The sequence below is a fragment of the Paenarthrobacter sp. PH39-S1 genome, from assembly GCF_030063245.1.
In the GTDB taxonomy this organism is placed as follows: Bacteria; Actinomycetota; Actinomycetes; order Actinomycetales; family Micrococcaceae; genus Arthrobacter_M.
Genome location: NZ_JASISR010000033.1, coordinates 23,239 through 41,987, shown reverse-complemented (window position 1 = coordinate 41,987; position 18,749 = coordinate 23,239). Strand labels below are relative to the sequence as shown.

The following is an 18,749-nucleotide window of genomic DNA, read 5'->3' as shown; positions in this document are numbered from 1 at the left end:
GTGTAAACGGCACCACCGGCTTAAACACAAAATGGGCTGGAAAGTCACCCAAACCGGCAACGGCACCCTCACCTGGAAAGCACCCTCCGGCCAGACCTACACCACCCACCCCAAAGACACCGGATAAACGGCCGCATTCGGGCTGCCCCGGCCGTCCGATCGAGCACCAATGGTTACCAGCCGCGGGCCCGCCACTCCTGCAAATGCGGCCGCTCATTTCGAGCGTCGTTCCCGGGGCGTGGCCCGGGTGCACCAAGGTGTCGTCCGGGAGACCGTCGAAGATCCGGGCTTGCACATCATCGAGCAGTTGGCTAAGCGGGCGGGATCCTTTTGCGTTTTTCCTGCACCGCCGAGGAACAGCGAGCCGCGGCATTGCTGTCCGACACCGGCTTCCTGGCACCAGCAAGTCGCTGGACATCGGCGGGACGCAGGTGTGGGCCTGCTACCTGTACCCATAGCCAAGGAAAAGTGCCAGTATAGGTCGAGCCGCGTCGGCTCCTGGCTCAGAGCAAGAGTTCGGCGCGGACTATATGCCTGTCGGTGGTATGCCTGTCGGCGGTATGCCTATCAAAGACGTTTCACTGCGGGAAGTTGCACAGATGAAAGTGATTGACCCCGCCTCCGGACTTAGAGTGGCCGGTTCCGGATCCGCACCGCTCCGAAGGCGGGAGCCTCGCAAGGGCCCGCGGATTCCGGGCCTGCGCGCCGGAGGGGTCAGTGCCGCCGTCGTGATGGCGGTGGCGTCGGTCTGCCTGGGCTTGACGGTATTGACGCAGGACGGCGTCGCCGGGCAGGATTCTGTGGCGGCCGCCGCGGGTAGCTATGCCAGAACACCACCCATTAGTAATAAGGAGCTCAAATTCGGTATCACCACGCACAACGGCGCCGGCGATGCCGACGAGGTGGCCCGAAGCGTGGGTGAGTATCCCGCCATGATCCAGACCTACGTTGACTTCAGCCGGAATTTCGATATGTCCAATATCCGGGCGACCATCGACCACGGCGCAGTAGCCATCGTGACCTGGGAGCCGTGGCTGGCGGGCAAGGGGGCCAATCAACCCGGTTTCCGGCTCGCCACCATCATCGACGGGAGCCACGACGCCTACATCTCCTCGGTGGCGGATCAGCTGGTGGCCGCCGGCGATCCGGAATTGTCCATCCGCCTGGCCCATGAGATGAACGGCTACTGGTTTCCGTGGTCCGAGCAGGCGAACGGAAACCAATCCGGAGAATATGTCCGGGCGTGGCGGCACATCGTCGACCTCTTCCGCTCCAAGGGACTGCGCAACGTGACGTGGATCTGGTCGCCGAATGCGCCCTCGGCCAGGACGCAGGATATGGCCAGCCTCTACCCGGGGAGTCGATACGTCGGGCAGACAGCGCTGGACGCCTACAACTTCGGCAACCGGGACAGTGCCAGGCCGTGGACACCGGCGGTTCAGCTCTTTCGCGACGGCCTGGACGAGCTCGCCCGGGTTGCGCCCGACAAGCAAATTCTTGTCGCCGAGACCGCCTCCGTGGAGAGTGTCGGATCCAACAGCAAGGCCGAATGGATACAGGACATGGTCTCTTACCTCGATTCCTGGCGCAATGCAAAGGCCGGACGGATCTATGGGTTCCTGTGGTTCAATTACGTCAAATTTGAAGGACCAGCGAACCGAACAGTCGATTGGCGGTTCGATTCCACCCCCGCGGATCTGCAGGCCATGAAGGACGCGCTCCGGAAGCGCAGCTAAGCCGCGTGCGCCGTCTCACACGCGCCGGCGTTGAGGTCCCGGCCGACCAGGCCCAGAGGCGAAACGATTACCAGCCGCGGGCCCGCCATTCGTCCAGGTGCGGTCGCTCCGCGCCGAGGGTGGTTCCAGCACCGTGGCCGGGGTGAACCAGCGTATCGTCTGGGAGGACAGCGAAGACCCGCGTCGCCACGTCGTCCAGCAGCCGGGCGAAGCGATTCGGATCCTTCTGCGTATTGCCGACTCCGCCGGGGAACAGCGAGTCTCCGGTGAAGAGGTGTGCAGGGCCCTTTGAATCCCGGTACAGCAGCGCGACGGACCCCGGCGTATGGCCGCGCAGGCCGATGACCTGGAGCTCAAAACCGTCAAACTGCCGGACATCCCCATGGTCCAGCAGATCATCGGTCGGCACTTCGATATCGCCGGCATCATCCCGGCCAGCCGCGGTTTTCGCACCAGTCGCGGCTATGACGGGTCCCAGCGCCCGGATATGATCCCAGTGCGAATGCGTGGTCACCAGCAGCGCCGGTGTTTGGGCCGTTTTGGCTGTCCCGGGCGCCGCGTCGCGGGCACCCTCCGCCAACAGCGCAAGGATGGCATCGGCGTCGTCGGCCGCGTCGATCAAGACCTGCTCACCGCTCTGCAGGCCGGTGATCACGTAAACATTGTTGTCCATGCCCCCCACCGAAATCCTGTGGATGGACACGGCGGGGAGGATCCACGATTCGGCGCTCATGCAGTCAGCTTACGCAGGTTTCGCCGATAGAATAAGCGCGCTGACAAGACGGAATACCGGGAGTAGTTTTACAGTGTCTTCACGCAACTTAAATACCGCAGCTAAATCGCTCCTGACCGCGTTCGGGCTGTTGAAAACGTCTTCACCGTAAACACCAGGTCCGTTGGAGGACTCGTGCTCTTTCGATTGATCGCACGGAATTTGGCTCCGCATAAGGTTCCGCTCACGCTGATTATTCTGCTGCAGCTGATGTCCACCGTTGGCACGCTCTATCTGCCCACCATTAACGCGGATATCATCGACGATGGCGTGGTCAAGGGGAATAGCGCCGTCATCTTCCAATTGGGCGGCTGGATGCTGGCCATTACCGCCGGCCAGATTATCTGCGCCGTGGGAGCAACGTATCTGAGCGCGCAGCTGGCGATGAAGGTGGGCCGCCAGGTCCGCCGGGACCTGTTCACGCAGGTGGAATCCTTCTCCGCGCAGGAGGTCAGCACGTTCGGGGCCCCGTCGCTGATCAACCGGACGACCAATGACGTGCAGCAGGTCCAGATGCTGACCCTGATGGCGTTCACCATGATGGTGACGGCACCCATCATGTGCGTCGGTGGCATTGTGCTGGCGCTGAAGCAGGATGTGCCCCTGTCCGGCCTGTTGGTGGTGATCCTGCCGGTGCTGGTGGTCGCCATCTGGCTGATTGTGCGCAAACTCGTGCCGTTGTTCCGGCTGGTGCAGAAGCAGCTGGACCGCATCAACTCGGTGCTGCGCGAGCAGATCATGGGAATTTCAGTGATCCGGGCGTTTGTCCGCCGGGACTTTGAAGCGGAGCGATTCGCTGCGGCCAACGGGGAACTGACGCTCACGCAGCTTCGCACCGGACGGCTTCTGGCCCTGATGTTTCCGACCATTTTCGTGGTGGTCAACGTGACCTCGGTCGGGGTGCTGTGGTTCGGCGGCCAGCGGATCGACAGCGGGGCCATGCAGATTGGGGCGCTGACGGCATACCTGAGCTACATCATGCAGATCCTGATGTCAGTCATGATGGCGATGTTCATGTTGATGATGATCCCGCGCGCCGCGGTCTGCGCCGAACGTATTGAGGCCGTGTTGGTCACGCGGTCGTCGGTGGTGGACGGCCCGGGTGCGCTGCAGGTGCGGGCGCTGGGCGGCGCCCTCGAATTCAGTAATGTGGAATTTACCTACCCGGGTGCCCAGGCGCCGGTGGTTTCGGGTTTGAGTTTCACGGCACGGCCGGGAACGACGACGGCGGTCATCGGCTCGACCGGCAGCGGAAAGTCCACGCTGTTGAACCTGATCCCGCGGTTGCTGGACAAGTCGGGAGGGTCGATTTCAGTGGGCGGCTATGACAGCCACGCGGTGACGTTGGCGTCCCTGCGCTCCGCGATTGGCCTCGTGCCGCAGAAGGCCTACCTGTTCGCCGGGACGGTGGCCAGCAACCTGCGCTTCGGCAGACCGGACGCGACGGATGACCAGATCTGGCGGGCGCTGGAAATTGCCCAGGCCGCGGACTTTGTCAAGGACATGCCGGAGGGGTTGAACGCCCCGGTGGGGCAGGGCGGAACCAATCTTTCCGGCGGCCAGCGGCAGCGCTTGTGCATAGCGCGCGCGGTGGTCAGCGAGCCGTCGATCTACCTGTTCGACGATAGCTTCTCCGCACTGGATTTCACCACCGATGCCCGGCTGCGGTCGGCCCTGAAGCCTGTCACCAGGGAGGCCACGGTCCTGGTGGTGGCGCAGCGGGTGAACACTATCATGCACGCGGACCATATTCTGGTGCTGGACGAGGGACGGCTGGTGGGCCAAGGAACCCATGATGAGCTGATGGCTGGCTGCGGAACGTATCAGGAGATTGTCACTTCCCAGCTGACGAACGACGACGGGGTGCATGCGGCATGAGCATGCGAGGATTTGGCGGACCGCCGCAGAAGGCACGCTCGTTCGGCCCGAGCGTCAGACGGATATTTTCCCTGATGGCGGCCGACAGGCCCCGGATGATCTGGGTGGTTTCCCTGGCCGCGGTCTCGGTCGGCATGAGTGTGCTGGCGCCTAAGATTCTCGGGCATGCCACGGACCTCATTTTTCAGGGTGTGCTGGGCAAAATGTTCCCGGCCGGGGTGACGAAGGCGCAGGCGATTGACGGACTCCGCGCCAAGGGCCAGGGCCAGGTCGCGGACATGCTCAGCGGAATGGCAGTGGTGCCCGGCCAAGGGCTCGATCAGCAGGCGCTGGGCTGGGTGCTGCTGAGCGTGCTGGCCATCTACGCCGTGGCGTTCTTCTTTAACTGGAGCCAGGGGTACATCACCGCAGGCATCGTTCAGCGCGCCATGTACAAGCTCCGCCAGGACATTGAAACGAAACTGGACCGTCTGCCGATGTCGCACTTCCAGGACGAATCCCGCGGCGACGTACTCAGCAGGGTCACCAACGACATCGACAATTTCTCACAGACGCTGAACCAGACGCTGACACAGCTGCTGGTCTCCGTCCTCACGGTCGTCGGTGTGCTCGCGATGATGTTTTCCATCTCGCCACTGCTGGCGCTGATCGCGCTGGCCACGGTGCCGCTGACAATTCTGGTGACGGTGCTGATCGCCAAGCGGTCCAAGATCCAGTTCATGGCGCAGTGGAAGACAACCGGCGAGCTGAACGGCCATATCGAGGAAATGTTCACCGGCCATGAGGTGGTCAAGGCCTTCGGTCAGCAGCAGGCCGCGATCGGCAAATTCGCCGTTTCCAACGACAGTTTATTCCGGTCCAGCTCGAAGGCGCAGTTCATTTCCGGTGTCATCATGCCATCGATGAACTTCATCTCAAACCTCAACTACGTTGCGGTGGCCGTGGTCGGCGGGGTGCAGATTGCGTCCGGGAACCTGACGATCGGCAGCGTGCAGGCGTTCATCCAGTATTCGCGCCAGTTCAGCCAGCCAATGGCCCAAATCGGCGGCATGATCAACCTGCTGCAGTCCGGTGTGGCCTCCGCCGAACGCGTCTTTGACCTGCTGGACGCCAAGGAACAGGCTCCGGACCCGGTGCCGGCCGCCACGCTCGGCGCCACCAGGGGACGGGTTGTCTTCGACAAGGTCAACTTCAGCTATAACCCGGACGAGCCGCTGATTCAGGATCTCTCGCTGGTGGCCGAGCCCGGGCAGACCGTTGCCATAGTTGGGCCCACCGGAGCGGGCAAGACCACCCTGGTGAACCTGCTGATGAGGTTTTACGAGATCGATTCGGGCCGGATCAGCATTGATGGCATTGACACCGCGATGATGACCCGCGATGATCTGCGGCGGCGCTTCGGCATGGTCCTGCAGGACGCCTGGCTCTTCGGCGGGACAATCCGGGAGAATCTGGTCTACGGCCGCCTCGACGCGGCCGAAGACCAGATGATAGAGGCGGCCGAGGCGACCTTCGTGGACCACTTTGTCAGGTCCCTCCCGGACGGTTATGACACGGTGCTCAGCGACGACGGCGACAGCCTGAGTCAAGGCCAGCGCCAGCTCATGACCATCGCCCGTGCCTGGTTGGTAGATCCCGGCATTCTGATTCTGGATGAGGCCACCAGCTCCGTGGACACCCGCACGGAGGTGCTGATCCGGCACGCCATGAACAGGCTGCGCGAGTCCCGGACCAGCTTTGTTATCGCCCACCGGCTGTCCACCATCCGTGATGCCGACCTGATCCTTGTGATGGACCACGGCCGCATCCTGGAACAGGGCACCCACGAGGAACTGCTGGGGACGGGCGGCTTCTACTACGATCTGTACATGTCCCAATTTGGTGATCCGCTGGTGGAAGAGACGGCGGCGCGGTGAGTTCCGGCGAGACGGTGCTGGCCCGTTGGTCCCCGGATGACGCGTCCTCGGTGCCGCCGTTCGAGCAGATCCGGGTGCGTATCCTGGACCTCGCAGCGTCGGGCGAGCTGGCTGTGGGAGCCCGGCTTCCTTCGGTAAGGGCCTTGGCCGGGCGGCTGGGGCTGGCGGTGAATACGGTGGCGCGGGCATACCGGGAGCTGGAGCAGGCAGGGATCGTCCGCACTCAGGGACGGGCAGGAACAGTCATCGCCGCCGCGGGCGATGAGCTGCTGGCCCAGGTGGCCGAGGCCGCCGCGGCCTATGCGTCTGTGGTGAGCAGGCATGGCATTGCCACGGACCGGGCCCTGGATCTGGTGCGGGCCGCCATCGAAGGGTCCCGCACGGGGTAACGGCTAGTAAGCCTTTGGCGAAAGTCGCGACGGGAACGCATATTCGAACGCGTTTTCGATTATTATGGAGCACGTGCCTAACGCAGTTGAACCGTCCGTCATGGAAAAAGCGTCAGTAGAAAAAGTGCCTGCAGAAAACGTGCCTGTGGAAAAAATATCTGTGCAAAATGTGCCCCCCCGGCCCCTGGACAGGCAGGACCGGTCCCGCCTGATCGTCAAAGGCGCGCGGGAAAACAACCTGCGCAACGTAGATCTCGACCTGCCGCGCGATGCCATGATCGTCTTTACGGGGCTCTCGGGATCGGGGAAGTCCTCGCTCGCCTTCGACACGATCTTCGCCGAGGGCCAGCGGCGTTATGTCGAATCGCTCTCCGCTTACGCTCGGCAGTTCCTGGGCCAGGTGGACAAGCCGGATGTGGACTTCATCGAGGGGCTGTCGCCGGCCGTGTCGATCGATCAGAAATCCACGAACAAGAACCCGCGTTCCACGGTGGGGACCATCACTGAGATCTACGACTACATGCGCCTGCTCTGGGCCCGGGTCGGTACCCCGCACTGTCCGATCTGCGGGGAGCCGGTGGCGCGTCAGACACCGCAGCAGATCGTCGACCAGTTGCTGGAGATGCCGGAGGGGACACGCTTCCAGGTACTGGCCCCGGTGGTCCGGGCACGGAAGGGCGAGTTCGTGGAGCTTTTCAAGGAGCTCACGGCCAAGGGCTATTCACGGGCCAAGGTCGACGGCGGCCTGATCCAGCTGGCGGATCCGCCGAAACTGAAGAAGCAGTTCAAGCACACCATTGAGGTGGTGGTGGACCGGCTGGTGGTCAAGGAGGGGATCGCCCAGCGGCTCACGGACTCGGTGGAAACCGCTCTTGGTCTGGCCGAGGGCCGGGTGTTGGCGGAGTTGGTGGAGCTCGACGACGACGATCCACAGCGGATCCGGTCGTTCTCGGAAAACCTGGCCTGCCCGAACGAGCACCCGCTGGCCATCGACGAGGTGGAACCGCGATCCTTCTCCTTCAACAATCCTTTCGGAGCCTGCCCCGCCTGCAGCGGCATCGGTACCAAGCTCGAGGTCGATGAGGAGTTGGTGGTGCCGAATCCGCAGCTGTCGCTGGCGGAAGGCGCCATTGCGCCCTGGTCCCTGGGAACGGCGACGACGGAGTACTGGAACCGGCTGCTTGACGGGCTGGCCAAGGACATCGGCTTCTCCATGACGGTTCCTTGGCAGAAACTTTCCGACGACGCCCGACAGTCCGTGCTGTACGGCAAGGACCACAAGGTCGTGGTGCAGTACAAAAACAGATTCGGCCGGGAACGTAAGTACAGCACCGGCTTTGAAGGCGCCGTCCAGTACATTCAGCGCAAGCATGTGGAAACCGAGTCGGATACAGCCCGGGACCGCTACGAAGAGTACATGCGCCAGATCCCGTGCCCCGCCTGCGGGGGCGCCCGACTTAACCCTGCCTCGCTCTCGGTGCTGATCAACGGCAAATCCATTGCCGCCGTGTCGGCGCTGCCGATGCGGGACTGCTTTGATTTTCTGTCCAATCTGGTGCTGACGGGCCGGGAGGCCCAGATTGCCAGCCAGGTGCTCAAGGAGATCCAGGCGCGCCTGACCTTCCTGCTCGACGTCGGACTGGAGTACTTGAACCTCGAGCGTGCCTCGGCCACGCTCTCCGGCGGGGAGGCGCAGCGCATCCGTCTTGCCACCCAAATCGGCTCCGGACTGGTGGGTGTGCTTTATGTACTGGACGAACCCTCCATCGGACTGCATCAGCGGGACAACCGCCGGCTGATCGAGACCCTGACCAGGCTCCGCGACTTGGGCAACACCCTGATCGTGGTGGAGCACGATGAGGACACCATCCAGGAAGCGGACTGGATCGTGGACATCGGTCCGGGCGCGGGGGAGCACGGTGGCGAGGTGGTGCATTCGGGCTCGTATGCAGATTTGCTCACGAACACAAAATCATTGACCGCCGATTACCTGTCCGGCCGCAAGTGCATCGAGATACCGGCCAAGCGGCGGAAGTACGACAGGAAGCGGGAGCTGAAGGTGATCGGAGCCCGCGAGCACAACCTCCAGAATGTGGATGTTGCCTTCCCGCTTGGCCTGTTCACCGCGGTGACAGGGGTCAGCGGCTCCGGCAAGTCCACCTTGGTCAACGAGATTCTGTACAAGGTGCTGGCCAATAAGCTCAACGGTGCCAAACAGGTGGCCGGACGGCACCTGCGGGTGGATGGGCTGGCACATCTGGACAAGGTGGTCCATGTGGACCAGAGCCCGATCGGACGGACACCGCGCTCCAACCCGGCCACGTACACCGGCGTTTTCGACAATATCCGAAAGCTCTTTGCCGAAACCACCGAGGCCAAGGTCCGCGGCTACCAGCCGGGCAGGTTCTCCTTCAACGTCAAAGGCGGCCGCTGCGAAGCGTGCTCCGGCGACGGCACGCTGAAGATCGAGATGAACTTCCTTCCGGATGTGTACGTCCCGTGCGAGGTCTGCCATGGGGCCCGCTATAACCGCGAAACACTGGAGGTCCATTACAAGGGCAAATCGATCGCGGATGTGCTGAACATGCCGATCGAAGAAGGAGCGGATTTTTTCGCCGCCTTCGCGCCGATTGCCCGCCATCTGAAAACGTTGGTCGACGTCGGACTCGGCTATGTTCGGCTGGGCCAGGCTTCCACGACTCTCTCCGGTGGGGAGGCCCAGCGGGTGAAGCTGGCGGCGGAGCTGCAGAAGAGGTCCAACGGACGCAGCGTATACGTGCTCGATGAGCCAACAACCGGGCTGCATTTTGAGGATATCCGCAAGTTGCTGCTGGTCCTTCAGGGACTGGTGGACAAGGGCAACACCGTGATCACCATCGAGCACAACCTGGATGTGATCAAGAGTGCCGACTGGGTTGTGGATCTGGGGCCCGACGGCGGGTCCGGCGGTGGGCTGCTGATGGCCACCGGAACACCCGAAAAGGTGGCCGCCTCGACCACCGGCTATACCGCCACATTCCTACGCGAGGCGCTGGCCGTGAACTGACGGGCTCACGATCCATTCCCGCTGCGGCATGCAGATTAAGACGGCGACACGGAATGTGCCAAACTGGGCCGTGGCTTCTACCGCCCCCGCTCCGCTCTGTGACGCCGTGCTTTTTGATCTGGATGGAACGCTCGTCGATCCCGGACAGGGCGGCAGTCCCACGGCCTGGACGGTTATTTCTTTGCCCATATCTATGGATCGTCGAACGATGAAACCCTGCTGCCCGGGACCCCGGCTACCGCAGCGGCAAGGCCGGTATCATCGCTGCGGCGGTCGAGGCACTCGGCGCTGAGGCATTCGGCACGGTGGGCTCCGGCGCAGGCGTTCCGGCACGTTCGGTCATGGTGGGGGACCGCGATCAGGACGTGCTCGGCGCGGCTGCGAACTCGCTGGCCTGCGTGGGTGCGCTGCGGGGTTTTGCGTTCGACGGCACCTGAGCGCAGCGGGTGCGGCCGTCGTCGTCGCCGACGCGCCCGCGCTGCTGGTCGAACTGAACGCACGGCTGGTGCAGTTTGACGCGGCCCGCCGGGGTCTTTGAGACCGGCACGGATCGTCGGTGCGTCACCGCCGCCGTCGGCCGATCCCGGCCGCATTCGTTGGCTACTTTAGAATGGAATCGTGGCAAATCCAGCAAGTTACCGGCCTCAACCGGGCGACATCCCCACCGACCCGGGTGTGTACCGTTTCCGGGACGAACACGGGCGCGTCATTTATGTGGGCAAAGCCAAGAACCTGCGTTCCCGGCTGAACTCGTATTTTGCCAATCCGCTAACCCTGCTGCCCAAGACTTATGCAATGGTGCACGCGGCTGCCAGCGTCCAGTGGACCACCGTGGGCAGCGAGCTGGAGGCGCTGCAGCTGGAGTGGACCTGGATCAAGGAATTCAATCCGCGCTATAACCTGGCCTTCCGGGACGACAAGTCGTACCCATACCTGGCCGTGACCTTGGGGGAAAAATTCCCGCGGGTCCAGGTCATGCGCGGTGAGCGGCGCAAGGACGTCCGATATTTTGGCCCGTACACCGCCGGGGCCATCAGGGAGACGGTTGATACCCTGCTGCGGGTCTTTCCCGTGCGGACCTGCAGCCCCGGTGTGCTCAAGCGGGCGCAGCGGAGCGGACGACCCTGCCTGCTGGGCTACATCGACAAGTGCGCCGCACCCTGTGTAGGTCGGGTGACCCCCGAGGAGCACCGAGCCTTGGCGGACGAATTCTGCGCCTTCATGGGCGGGGAGGCCAAGCCGTTTATTGCCAAACTGGAACGTCAGATGGCCGCGGCCGTGGCGGAGCTGGACTACGAGCAGGCGGCGCGGCTGCGGGACGATATTGCGGCCCTGCGGAAGGTCTTTGAGCGCAATGCCGTCGTGCTGGCCGAGGATACCCATGCGGACATCTTTGCCGTGCACCAGGACGAGCTGGAGGCCGCCGTGCAGGTCTTCCACGTCCGCGGTGGCCGGATCCGTGGTCAGCGGGGCTGGGTTGTTGAAAAGGTGGAGGACTCGACGCCGGACGAGCTGATCGAGCACCTGCTCCAGCAGGTCTACGGCGACGACGACTCCAACCGGGACGGCATTCCCCGCCAGATTTTGGTGCCCGAGCAGCCATCCAACGGCGATCAGCTGGCCGTCTGGCTGAGCGGGCTGCGCGGTTCCAAGGTGGAGATCCGAGTGCCGCAGCGCGGGGATAAGGCGGCGTTGATGGAGACCGTACGGCAGAACGCCGAGCAGGCGATGAAGCTGCACAAGTCCCGCCGCGCCGGGGATCTGACGGCCAGGTCGCTGGCGCTGCAGGAGCTGCAGGAGGCCCTTGACCTGCCGGTGGCACTGCTGCGGATCGAGTGCTATGACATCTCGCATGTGCAGGGCACGAATGTGGTGGCTTCCATGGTGGTCGTCGAGGACGGTATTGCCAAAAAATCCGAGTACCGCAAGTTCGCCATTACCGGGGACGCCGCGGTTGACGACACCGCGTCCATGTACGACGTGGTCACCCGGCGGTTCAGGCATTATCTGAAGGAACAGACCGCACGCAGCGGGGCGACGGTGTCGGGCGAAATTTCAGGCCCGCTTGCGGATCAGATGCGAGTGCAGCCGAAATTTGCCTACCCGCCGAACCTGGTGGTGGTCGACGGCGGCCAGCCCCAGGTGGCCGCCGCCACCCGCGCACTCGTGGACCTGGGCATCGACGACGTTTACGTCGTCGGGCTGGCAAAGCGGCTGGAGGAGGTCTGGCTGCCGGACAGCGATTTTCCGGTAATTCTGCCCCGCACCTCGCAGGGACTGTATCTGCTGCAGCGGATCCGTGACGAGGCGCACCGCTTCGCCATCGCCTTCCACCGGCAGAAGCGCGGAAAGTCCATGACTGTGTCGGCGCTGGATGCGGTACCGGGGCTGGGCGCGGCCAAGCGCGGGCTCCTGCTGGAATCGTACGGCTCGGTGCGGAAAATCAAGTCGGCCTCCACGGATGAACTGGCTCAGCTCAAGGGCATCGGCCCGGTGCTGGCGGCCGCCGTCTATGGCACCCTGCACCCGCCCGAGGGCGCCGCCACCGTGGCTCCGGTCGTCAATATGAGCACCGGCGAAGTTCTGGAATCCTAGGTAGGCTAAAGGGACCACGAATCATTGCAAGGGACAGGACCGCTTGATGACGGAGCACAGTTCGGCACGGCTACCCGCAGACGCAGCTCTCACCCCGATTAAACCCGTAGAATCGGAGCTGCTGGTGGTGACCGGCATGTCAGGCGCCGGACGCAGCACCGCGGCAAACGCGTTGGAGGACCACGGCTGGTACGTAGTGGAAAACCTCCCGCCGCAGATGCTGGGTACGCTGGCCGAGCTGATGTCCCGGATGCCGCAGGCCCTGCCTAAGCTCGCCGTCGTGGTCGACGTGCGCAGCAAGGCCCTCTTTTCGGATATCCGCGACTCACTCAATGCCCTGTCCGCCAGCGGCATCACCTTCCGCGTGCTGTTCCTTGACGCCAATGATGAGACTTTGGTCCGGCGTTTCGAGCAGGGCCGGCGCCCGCACCCGCTGCAGCAGGACGGCCGGATGCTGGACGGCATCGCAGCGGAACGCGAGCTGCTCGCGGAGATGAAATCCGCCTCTGAAATGGTCCTGGACACCTCCACGTTGAACGTGCACGAGTTGGGCTCGGCCGTCACCGAGCTTTTCTCCGAAACCGGACCGGTGGTGCTGCGGCTGACCGTTATGAGCTTTGGCTTCAAGTACGGCCTGCCCGTCGACGCCAACTATGTGGCCGACGTCCGTTTCATTCCCAATCCGCATTGGGTACCCCAGCTGCGTCCGCACACCGGACTGGACCTGGATGTCAGCAACTTCGTGCTGGTGGAAAACCATGCCAATGAGTTTGTGGACCGGTTCGTGCACGCGCTGGAGCCGGTACTGGCCGGCTACCGACGGGAAAACAAGCATTACGCCACCATTGCCGTCGGCTGCACCGGGGGCAAGCACCGCTCGGTGGCCGTCGCCGTGGAGCTGGCTAAGCGTCTTGCCCAACAGCCACGGGTGACGGTCAGCACCCGCCACCGTGATCTGGGACGCGAATAGTGGCCGTGCTGACGGGCCCGCTTCCGCTGATTCCGCCGTCGGGCAATCTGTCGGCGGGCATCCCGGAACCACGCGTTGTCGCCCTCGGCGGAGGCCATGGCCTGTCGGCGTCATTGTCCGCGCTGCGGTTGCTGACCACCGAACTGACCGCGGTGGTGACCGTCGCCGACGACGGTGGCTCCTCCGGCCGGCTGCGCGACGAATTGGGGGTGCTGCCGCCGGGGGACCTGCGGATGGCGCTGGCGGCGCTGTGCGACGACACTGACTGGGGCCGGACCTGGCGGGACGTGATGCAGCACCGGTTCACCTCTCGGCCCGGCGTGAAGGGGTCGCTGGACAGCCACGCGATGGGGAATCTGCTGATCGTCACGCTCTGGGAGCTGCTCGGCGACCCGGTCGCCGGGCTGCAGTGGGCCGGTGCGCTGCTCGGAGCCCGCGGCCAGGTGCTGCCGATGGCCAGCGTGCCGCTGACGATCCAGGGCGACGCAATGGAGATCGCCGCTGACGGTTCCCGGCGCAGTAGGACCATCACCGGTCAGGCAACATTGGCCCTGGCCGGCGAGGTGGAGAACGTCCGGCTGCTTCCCGCCGACGCGCCCGCCTGTGTGGAGGCACTGACCGCTATTGAATTGGCTGATTGGGTGGTGCTGGGCCCTGGATCCTGGTATACCTCCGTGCTGCCGCATCTGCTGCTGCCGGAGCTGCGCCAGTCGCTCTGTGACACGCCCGCGAAGCGGTGCATCACGATGAATCTCGACGTCAATGACAAAGAGACCACCGGCATGAACGCGGCGGACCACCTGCGGGTGATCCACCGCTACGCGCCGGAGTTCGGGGTGGACGTGGTGCTGGCCGATCCGTCATCGGTTTCCGATCTTGCCGACTTCGAGCGGACCGCCTCGATGCTGGGTGCAGAGGTTGTCTTCGGTAAAGTGGGGGCGTCCGGTGGTCGGGCGGTGCATGATCCATTGCGCCTCGCTGCGGCTTATCAGGATCTCTTCTCAGGGTAGTTTCTTGTCCGGGTAGTTTCTTGTCGGGGTAGTCCGTTCTCAGGGTAGTTAGGAAAAGCACCATGGCGCTGACAGCGGCAGTGAAGGACGAACTTTCCCGGCTCGATATTAAGAAATCATCGGTGCGCAAGGCCGAGGTTTCGGCCCTGCTGCGGTTCGCCGGCGGGCTGCATATCATTTCCGGCCGGATCGTGATCGAGGCCGAAGTGGATCTGGCCTCCACCGCGCGGCGGCTGCGCGCGGCGATCGCGGAAATCTACGGCCAGCAAAGCGAGATCACCGTCGTCTCCGGCGGAGGTCTGCGGCGCGGTAACCGGTACGTTGTCCGGGTGGTGCGCGACGGCGAGGCGCTGGCAAGACAGACCGGCCTGCTGGACGCCCGGGGCCGGCCGGTGCGCGGCCTGCCCTCCGTCGTCGTCAACGGTTCGGCCGCCGATGCGGAGGCGGTTTGGCGCGGCGCTTTCCTGGCCCACGGCTCGCTGACCGAGCCTGGCCGGTCATCCTCGATGGAAGTCACCTGCCCCGGTCCCGAGGCGGCGCTTGCCCTGGTCGGAGCCGCGCGGAGGCTCGGCATTGCGGCCAAGGCACGCGAAGTCCGAGGCGTGGACCGGGTTGTCATCCGGGACGGTGACACCATTGCCGCGCTCCTGGTCCGGATGGGCGCGCACGAGGCGCTGCTCGTGTGGGAGGAACGGCGGATGCGCAAGGAAGTCCGCGCCACCGCGAACCGGCTGGCTAATTTTGACGACGCCAATCTGCGCCGCTCCGCTCAGGCGGCCGTTGCCGCCGGGGCCAGGGTGGACCGCGCCCTGGAAATTCTCGGCGACGACGTCCCGGACCACCTTAGATACGCCGGGGATCTGCGGGTGGCCCATAAGCAGGCCAGTCTGGATGAGCTGGGCCGGCTGGCGGATCCGCCGATGACCAAAGACGCCATCGCCGGACGGATCCGCCGGTTGCTGGCGATGGCGGACAGAAAAGCCATCGAAACAGGAATTCCGGGCACCGAGGCGAACGTTACTTTCGAGATGCTTGACGAATGACCGAGGATATCCCGACGGAAAGCCCGGTGCCCGCGGAGAGCGGTCCTTGAATTATCGGCTAAGTATGAAAGAGTTGGAAAGGTCCGGACCTGCCCCGGGTTAGGTCGGAAGACGCCGGGCGCGGCAGGACGGCAATGCAGCCGGCATTTCGACAGCACAGAATTTGGATACAGCGCGGCGATTAACCCCGCGCGGTATCCGGATACACAAAGTATTACGAGATAAACAATCCGCTACGGAGGAATCGTGACCGAGTACACACTTCCCGATCTGCCCTACGACTATGCAGCGCTGGAGCCACATATCTCCGCCCGCATCATGGAGCTGCATCACAGCAAGCACCACGCGGCGTACGTTGCAGGAGCCAACAAGGCCATGGCCCAGTTGGCCGAAGCCCGCGTGAAGGGCGATTTCGGCAACATCAACCAACTCTCCAAGGACCTTGCCTTCCATACCGGCGGCCATGTCAATCACTCGGTCTTCTGGAACAACCTGTCCCCGGACGGCGGCGACAAGCCGGTGGGCGAGCTGGCGGCGGCCATTGACGATGCTTTCGGCTCCTTCGACGCCTTTCGCGCGCAGTTCACCGCCGCTGCGCTGGGTCTGCAGGGTTCCGGCTGGGCCTTTTTGTCCTACGAGCCGATCGGCGGCAATTTGCTCATTGAGCAGCTTTACGATCAGCAGGGCAACGTGGCGGTTGGTACCACGCCGCTGCTGATGCTGGATATGTGGGAGCACGCGTTCTACCTCGACTACGTCAACGTCAAGGCCGACTACGTCAAGGCCTTCTGGAACATCGCCAATTGGGCCGATGTGGCGCGGCGTTTCGACGGCGCGCGAGCCAACGCGACCGGCCTGATCGTCCTCTAGTCCGGACTGCTCATTATATGGACGCCCGCCCCCATGATTGCCGGGGCGGGCGTTCCTAAACGTAAGATAGGTCACGGAAGGCAGCTAGCCTTCGGTCGTGCGGTCGGTCGCCCGCCGCAATTGGAAACCATCTCTGCCCAACGGCGTGCGGGAACTGTTAGTTGATGGCCGGATCAGCAAGATCCGGCCGGACTAGGTGTGCTTGAGGGTGCACTAAGGAGATAGAAGTGACTACTCGTATTGGTATCAACGGCTTCGGTCGTATCGGCCGTAACTACTTCCGTGCGGCACTGGAACAGGGTGCGGATCTGGAGATCGTAGCCGTCAACGATCTGACCAGTCCGGAAGCGCTGGCCCACCTGCTCAAGTACGACTCCGTAACCGGTCGCCTGAAGGCGAGCATCGAGGTTGCGGACGGGCACCTGGTCGTTAACGGGAAAACCATCCAGGTTCTGGCCGAGCGTGACCCCGCCAATCTGCCGTGGGCCGAGCTCGGTGTGGACATCGTTGTTGAATCCACCGGTTTCTTCACCAAGGCCGTCGATGCACAAAAGCACATCGATGCCGGCGCAAAGAAGGTACTGATCTCCGCTCCTGCCTCCGGTGAGGACATCACGATCGTGATGGGCGTCAACGATGACGGGTATGACCCGGCTGCCCACAACATCATCTCCAACGCTTCCTGTACCACCAACTGCCTCGGCCCGCTGGCAAAGGTACTGGTGGACAACTTCGGCGTCGAACGCGGCCTGATGACCACCGTGCATGCCTACACCGCGGATCAGAACCTGCAGGACGGCCCGCACAAGGATCTCCGCCGCGCCCGCGCCGCCGCCATCAACATGGTCCCGACGTCCACCGGCGCCGCGAAGGCGATCGGCTTGGTCATGCCCGAGCTGAAGGGGAAGCTGGACGGCTACGCCATCCGCGTCCCGGTCCCCACGGGTTCGGCGACAGACCTGACCGTCACGCTCAGCCGGGAGGCAAGCGTCGCCGAAATCAACGCGGCGTATAAGTCCGCCGCCGCCGAGGGCAAGCTCTCGGGTTATCTGGTCTACACCGAAGATCCGATTGTGTCGTCGGACATCGTGACGGACCCGGCGTCCTGCATCTTCGACTCCGGACTAACCAAGGTCATCGGCAACCAGGTCAAGGTGGTCGGTTGGTACGACAATGAGTGGGGTTACTCCAACCGCCTCGTTGACCTGACGGAGCTTGTCGCAGCCAGGCTGGGCTAGGGTAGACGAATGACTTTACACACCCTCGACGAACTGCTCGCTGATGGTGTCCGCGGACGGTACGTTCTGGTCAGAAGTGACCTGAACGTACCGTTGGACGGACCGGATGACCATCGTTCCGTTACCGATGACGGGCGCCTTAAAGCCTCGCTCCCGGTGATATCCCGGCTGGCCAAGGCCGGTGCCCGTGTACTGGTCTGTGCTCATCTGGGAAGGCCCAAGGGAATCCCCGAGATGAAGTATTCGCTCAAGCCGGCCGTGGACCGGCTGGCGGAGCTGGCCACCGCCGAGTCGGTGCAGGTGACGCTTGCGGCGGACACTGCGGGCGATTCGGCCCGCACGCTTTCGGCCGGGATGGCCGACGGCGAAGTGCTGGTATTGGAGAATGTGCGTTTCGACGCGCGAGAGACCAGTAAGGACGATTCCGCCCGCACCGCATTTGCGGGTGAGCTTGCCGCTCTTACCGGCGACAACGGCGCGTATGTCGACGACGCCTTTGGTGCCGTGCACCGCAAACACGCCAGCGTCTACGACATCGCTAAGCTCCTGCCGTCCTACCAGGGCGAGCTTGTGCACACCGAACTTGACGTGCTGAAAAAGCTGACAACGGATACGCCCCGGCCCTATGTTGTGGTGCTGGGCGGCTCCAAAGTTTCCGACAAGCTTGCGGTGATCGACAATCTGATCGGCAAGGCCGATTCCATCCTCGTCGGCGGCGGCATGGTGTTCACCTTCCTCGCCGCGCGGGGGTTCAAGGTCGGGTCCAGCCTGCTGGAGACCGACCAGATTCCCTCCGTCCAGGAATATCTCAAACGCGCCGCAGGTGCCGGCACCACCTTCGTGCTGCCCACGGATATCGTGGTCGCGGCAAAGTTCGCCGCCGACGCGGACCACGAGGTGGTTCCCGCCGACGGCATGGAGGGCGGCTCGCTGGGGGCAGATTGCCCCGGCCTGGACATTGGGCCCGAAAGCGGTGCAGCCTTTGCGGAGCGAATCCGCGGCGCCCGGACGGTGTTCTGGAACGGTCCCATGGGTGTCTTCGAATTCCCGGCCTTCGCCGAAGGCACACGCGCGGTGGCACAGGCCCTGACCGAGGCCACGGCGGCAGGCGGCTTCACCGTCGTCGGCGGCGGTGACTCCGCGGCGGCCGTCCGCACCCTCGGCTTTGCCGATGACCAATTCGGACATATCTCCACCGGGGGAGGCGCCAGCCTCGAGTTCCTCGAGGGCAAAGAACTGCCCGGCCTCACGGCGCTGGACCACTGACGGCCAGACAAATCTCCACC

14 protein-coding genes are annotated in these 18,749 nt (G+C 63.8%); 13 read left to right on the top strand and 1 reads right to left on the bottom strand.

What is annotated here, in order from left to right; genetic code table 11:
• The first annotated feature begins 599 nt into the window (after positions 1 to 599).
• Positions 600 to 1,736, top strand: coding sequence for a glycoside hydrolase family 26 protein (locus QMG52_RS17570; RefSeq protein ID WP_283561723.1), 1,137 nt, complete (start codon positions 600 to 602; stop codon positions 1,734 to 1,736).
• Between the two features lie 67 nt (positions 1,737 to 1,803).
• Here the strand turns inward: QMG52_RS17570 and QMG52_RS17565 are convergent, their stop codons facing one another.
• Complete coding sequence (locus QMG52_RS17565) at positions 1,804 to 2,469, bottom strand: MBL fold metallo-hydrolase (protein ID WP_283561722.1); 666 nt, start codon at positions 2,467 to 2,469, stop codon at positions 1,804 to 1,806.
• Positions 2,470 to 2,643: 174 nt separating this feature from the next.
• Here QMG52_RS17565 and QMG52_RS17560 point away from each other — a divergent pair, with 174 nt between their 5' ends.
• The 12 genes from QMG52_RS17560 (at position 2,644) to QMG52_RS17505 (ending at position 18,729) form a co-directional block, all read left to right on the top strand.
• Positions 2,644 to 4,386 carry an ABC transporter ATP-binding protein gene (locus QMG52_RS17560; protein WP_283561721.1) on the top strand — a complete coding sequence of 581 codons (1,743 nt, stop codon included), beginning with the start codon at positions 2,644 to 2,646 and terminating at the stop codon, positions 4,384 to 4,386.
• Positions 4,383 to 6,302 (top strand): ABC transporter ATP-binding protein, encoded by a 1,920-nt coding sequence (locus tag QMG52_RS17555; RefSeq protein ID WP_283561720.1) that lies wholly within the window; start codon positions 4,383 to 4,385, stop codon positions 6,300 to 6,302. Before QMG52_RS17560 ends, QMG52_RS17555 begins: the two co-directional genes overlap by 4 nt.
• Entirely contained in the window at positions 6,299 to 6,691 is a 393-nt protein-coding gene (locus QMG52_RS17550; RefSeq protein WP_283561719.1) for a GntR family transcriptional regulator, read from the top strand. The genes QMG52_RS17555 and QMG52_RS17550 overlap by 4 nt, the downstream gene beginning before the upstream one ends.
• Before the next feature lie 100 nt (positions 6,692 to 6,791).
• The gene (uvrA, locus tag QMG52_RS17545) at positions 6,792 to 9,737 is read left to right on the top strand and encodes an excinuclease ABC subunit UvrA (RefSeq protein ID WP_283561726.1); all 2,946 of its coding nucleotides are present in this window, start codon (positions 6,792 to 6,794) and stop codon (positions 9,735 to 9,737) included.
• 305 nt (positions 9,738 to 10,042) lie between these two features.
• On the top strand, positions 10,043 to 10,174 hold the full coding sequence (locus QMG52_RS17540; protein ID WP_283561718.1) for an HAD hydrolase-like protein: 132 nt from the start codon (positions 10,043 to 10,045) through the stop codon (positions 10,172 to 10,174).
• 181 nt (positions 10,175 to 10,355) lie between these two features.
• A complete protein-coding gene (gene uvrC / locus QMG52_RS17535) occupies positions 10,356 to 12,332 on the top strand; it encodes an excinuclease ABC subunit UvrC (protein ID WP_283561717.1) in 1,977 nt (658 codons plus the stop codon).
• A gap of 46 nt (positions 12,333 to 12,378) precedes the next feature.
• The gene (gene rapZ / locus QMG52_RS17530; protein ID WP_283561716.1) at positions 12,379 to 13,302 is read left to right on the top strand and encodes an RNase adapter RapZ; all 924 of its coding nucleotides are present in this window, start codon (positions 12,379 to 12,381) and stop codon (positions 13,300 to 13,302) included.
• Positions 13,302 to 14,312 carry a gluconeogenesis factor YvcK family protein gene (locus QMG52_RS17525; RefSeq protein ID WP_283561715.1) on the top strand — a complete coding sequence of 337 codons (1,011 nt, stop codon included), beginning with the start codon at positions 13,302 to 13,304 and terminating at the stop codon, positions 14,310 to 14,312. The genes rapZ and QMG52_RS17525 overlap by 1 nt, the downstream gene beginning before the upstream one ends.
• A 62-nt stretch (positions 14,313 to 14,374) precedes the next feature.
• Positions 14,375 to 15,355: a DNA-binding protein WhiA gene (gene whiA, locus QMG52_RS17520; protein WP_283561714.1), complete on the top strand. Its 981-nt coding sequence runs from the start codon at positions 14,375 to 14,377 to the stop codon at positions 15,353 to 15,355.
• A gap of 246 nt (positions 15,356 to 15,601) precedes the next feature.
• The gene (locus tag QMG52_RS17515; RefSeq protein WP_283561713.1) at positions 15,602 to 16,225 is read left to right on the top strand and encodes a superoxide dismutase; all 624 of its coding nucleotides are present in this window, start codon (positions 15,602 to 15,604) and stop codon (positions 16,223 to 16,225) included.
• 227 nt (positions 16,226 to 16,452) lie between these two features.
• Positions 16,453 to 17,463, top strand: a complete 1,011-nt coding sequence (gap, locus tag QMG52_RS17510; protein WP_283561712.1) for a type I glyceraldehyde-3-phosphate dehydrogenase — start codon at positions 16,453 to 16,455, stop codon at positions 17,461 to 17,463.
• A 9-nt stretch (positions 17,464 to 17,472) separates the two neighbouring features.
• A complete protein-coding gene (locus QMG52_RS17505; protein ID WP_283561711.1) occupies positions 17,473 to 18,729 on the top strand; it encodes a phosphoglycerate kinase in 1,257 nt (418 codons plus the stop codon).
• The last annotated feature ends 20 nt before the right edge of the window (positions 18,730 to 18,749 follow it).

Coding starts and splice junctions, on each gene's coding strand:
- QMG52_RS17555 (WP_283561720.1), top strand. CDS start 4,383: ATGAGCATGCGAGGATTTGGCGGACCGCCGCAGAAGGCACGCTCGTTC.
- rapZ (WP_283561716.1), top strand. CDS start 12,379: ATGACGGAGCACAGTTCGGCACGGCTACCCGCAGACGCAGCTCTCACC.
- uvrA (WP_283561726.1), top strand. CDS start 6,792: ATGGAAAAAGCGTCAGTAGAAAAAGTGCCTGCAGAAAACGTGCCTGTG.
- QMG52_RS17565 (WP_283561722.1), bottom strand. CDS start 2,469: ATGAGCGCCGAATCGTGGATCCTCCCCGCCGTGTCCATCCACAGGATT.
- whiA (WP_283561714.1), top strand. CDS start 14,375: ATGGCGCTGACAGCGGCAGTGAAGGACGAACTTTCCCGGCTCGATATT.
- QMG52_RS17505 (WP_283561711.1), top strand. CDS start 17,473: ATGACTTTACACACCCTCGACGAACTGCTCGCTGATGGTGTCCGCGGA.
- QMG52_RS17570 (WP_283561723.1), top strand. CDS start 600: ATGAAAGTGATTGACCCCGCCTCCGGACTTAGAGTGGCCGGTTCCGGA.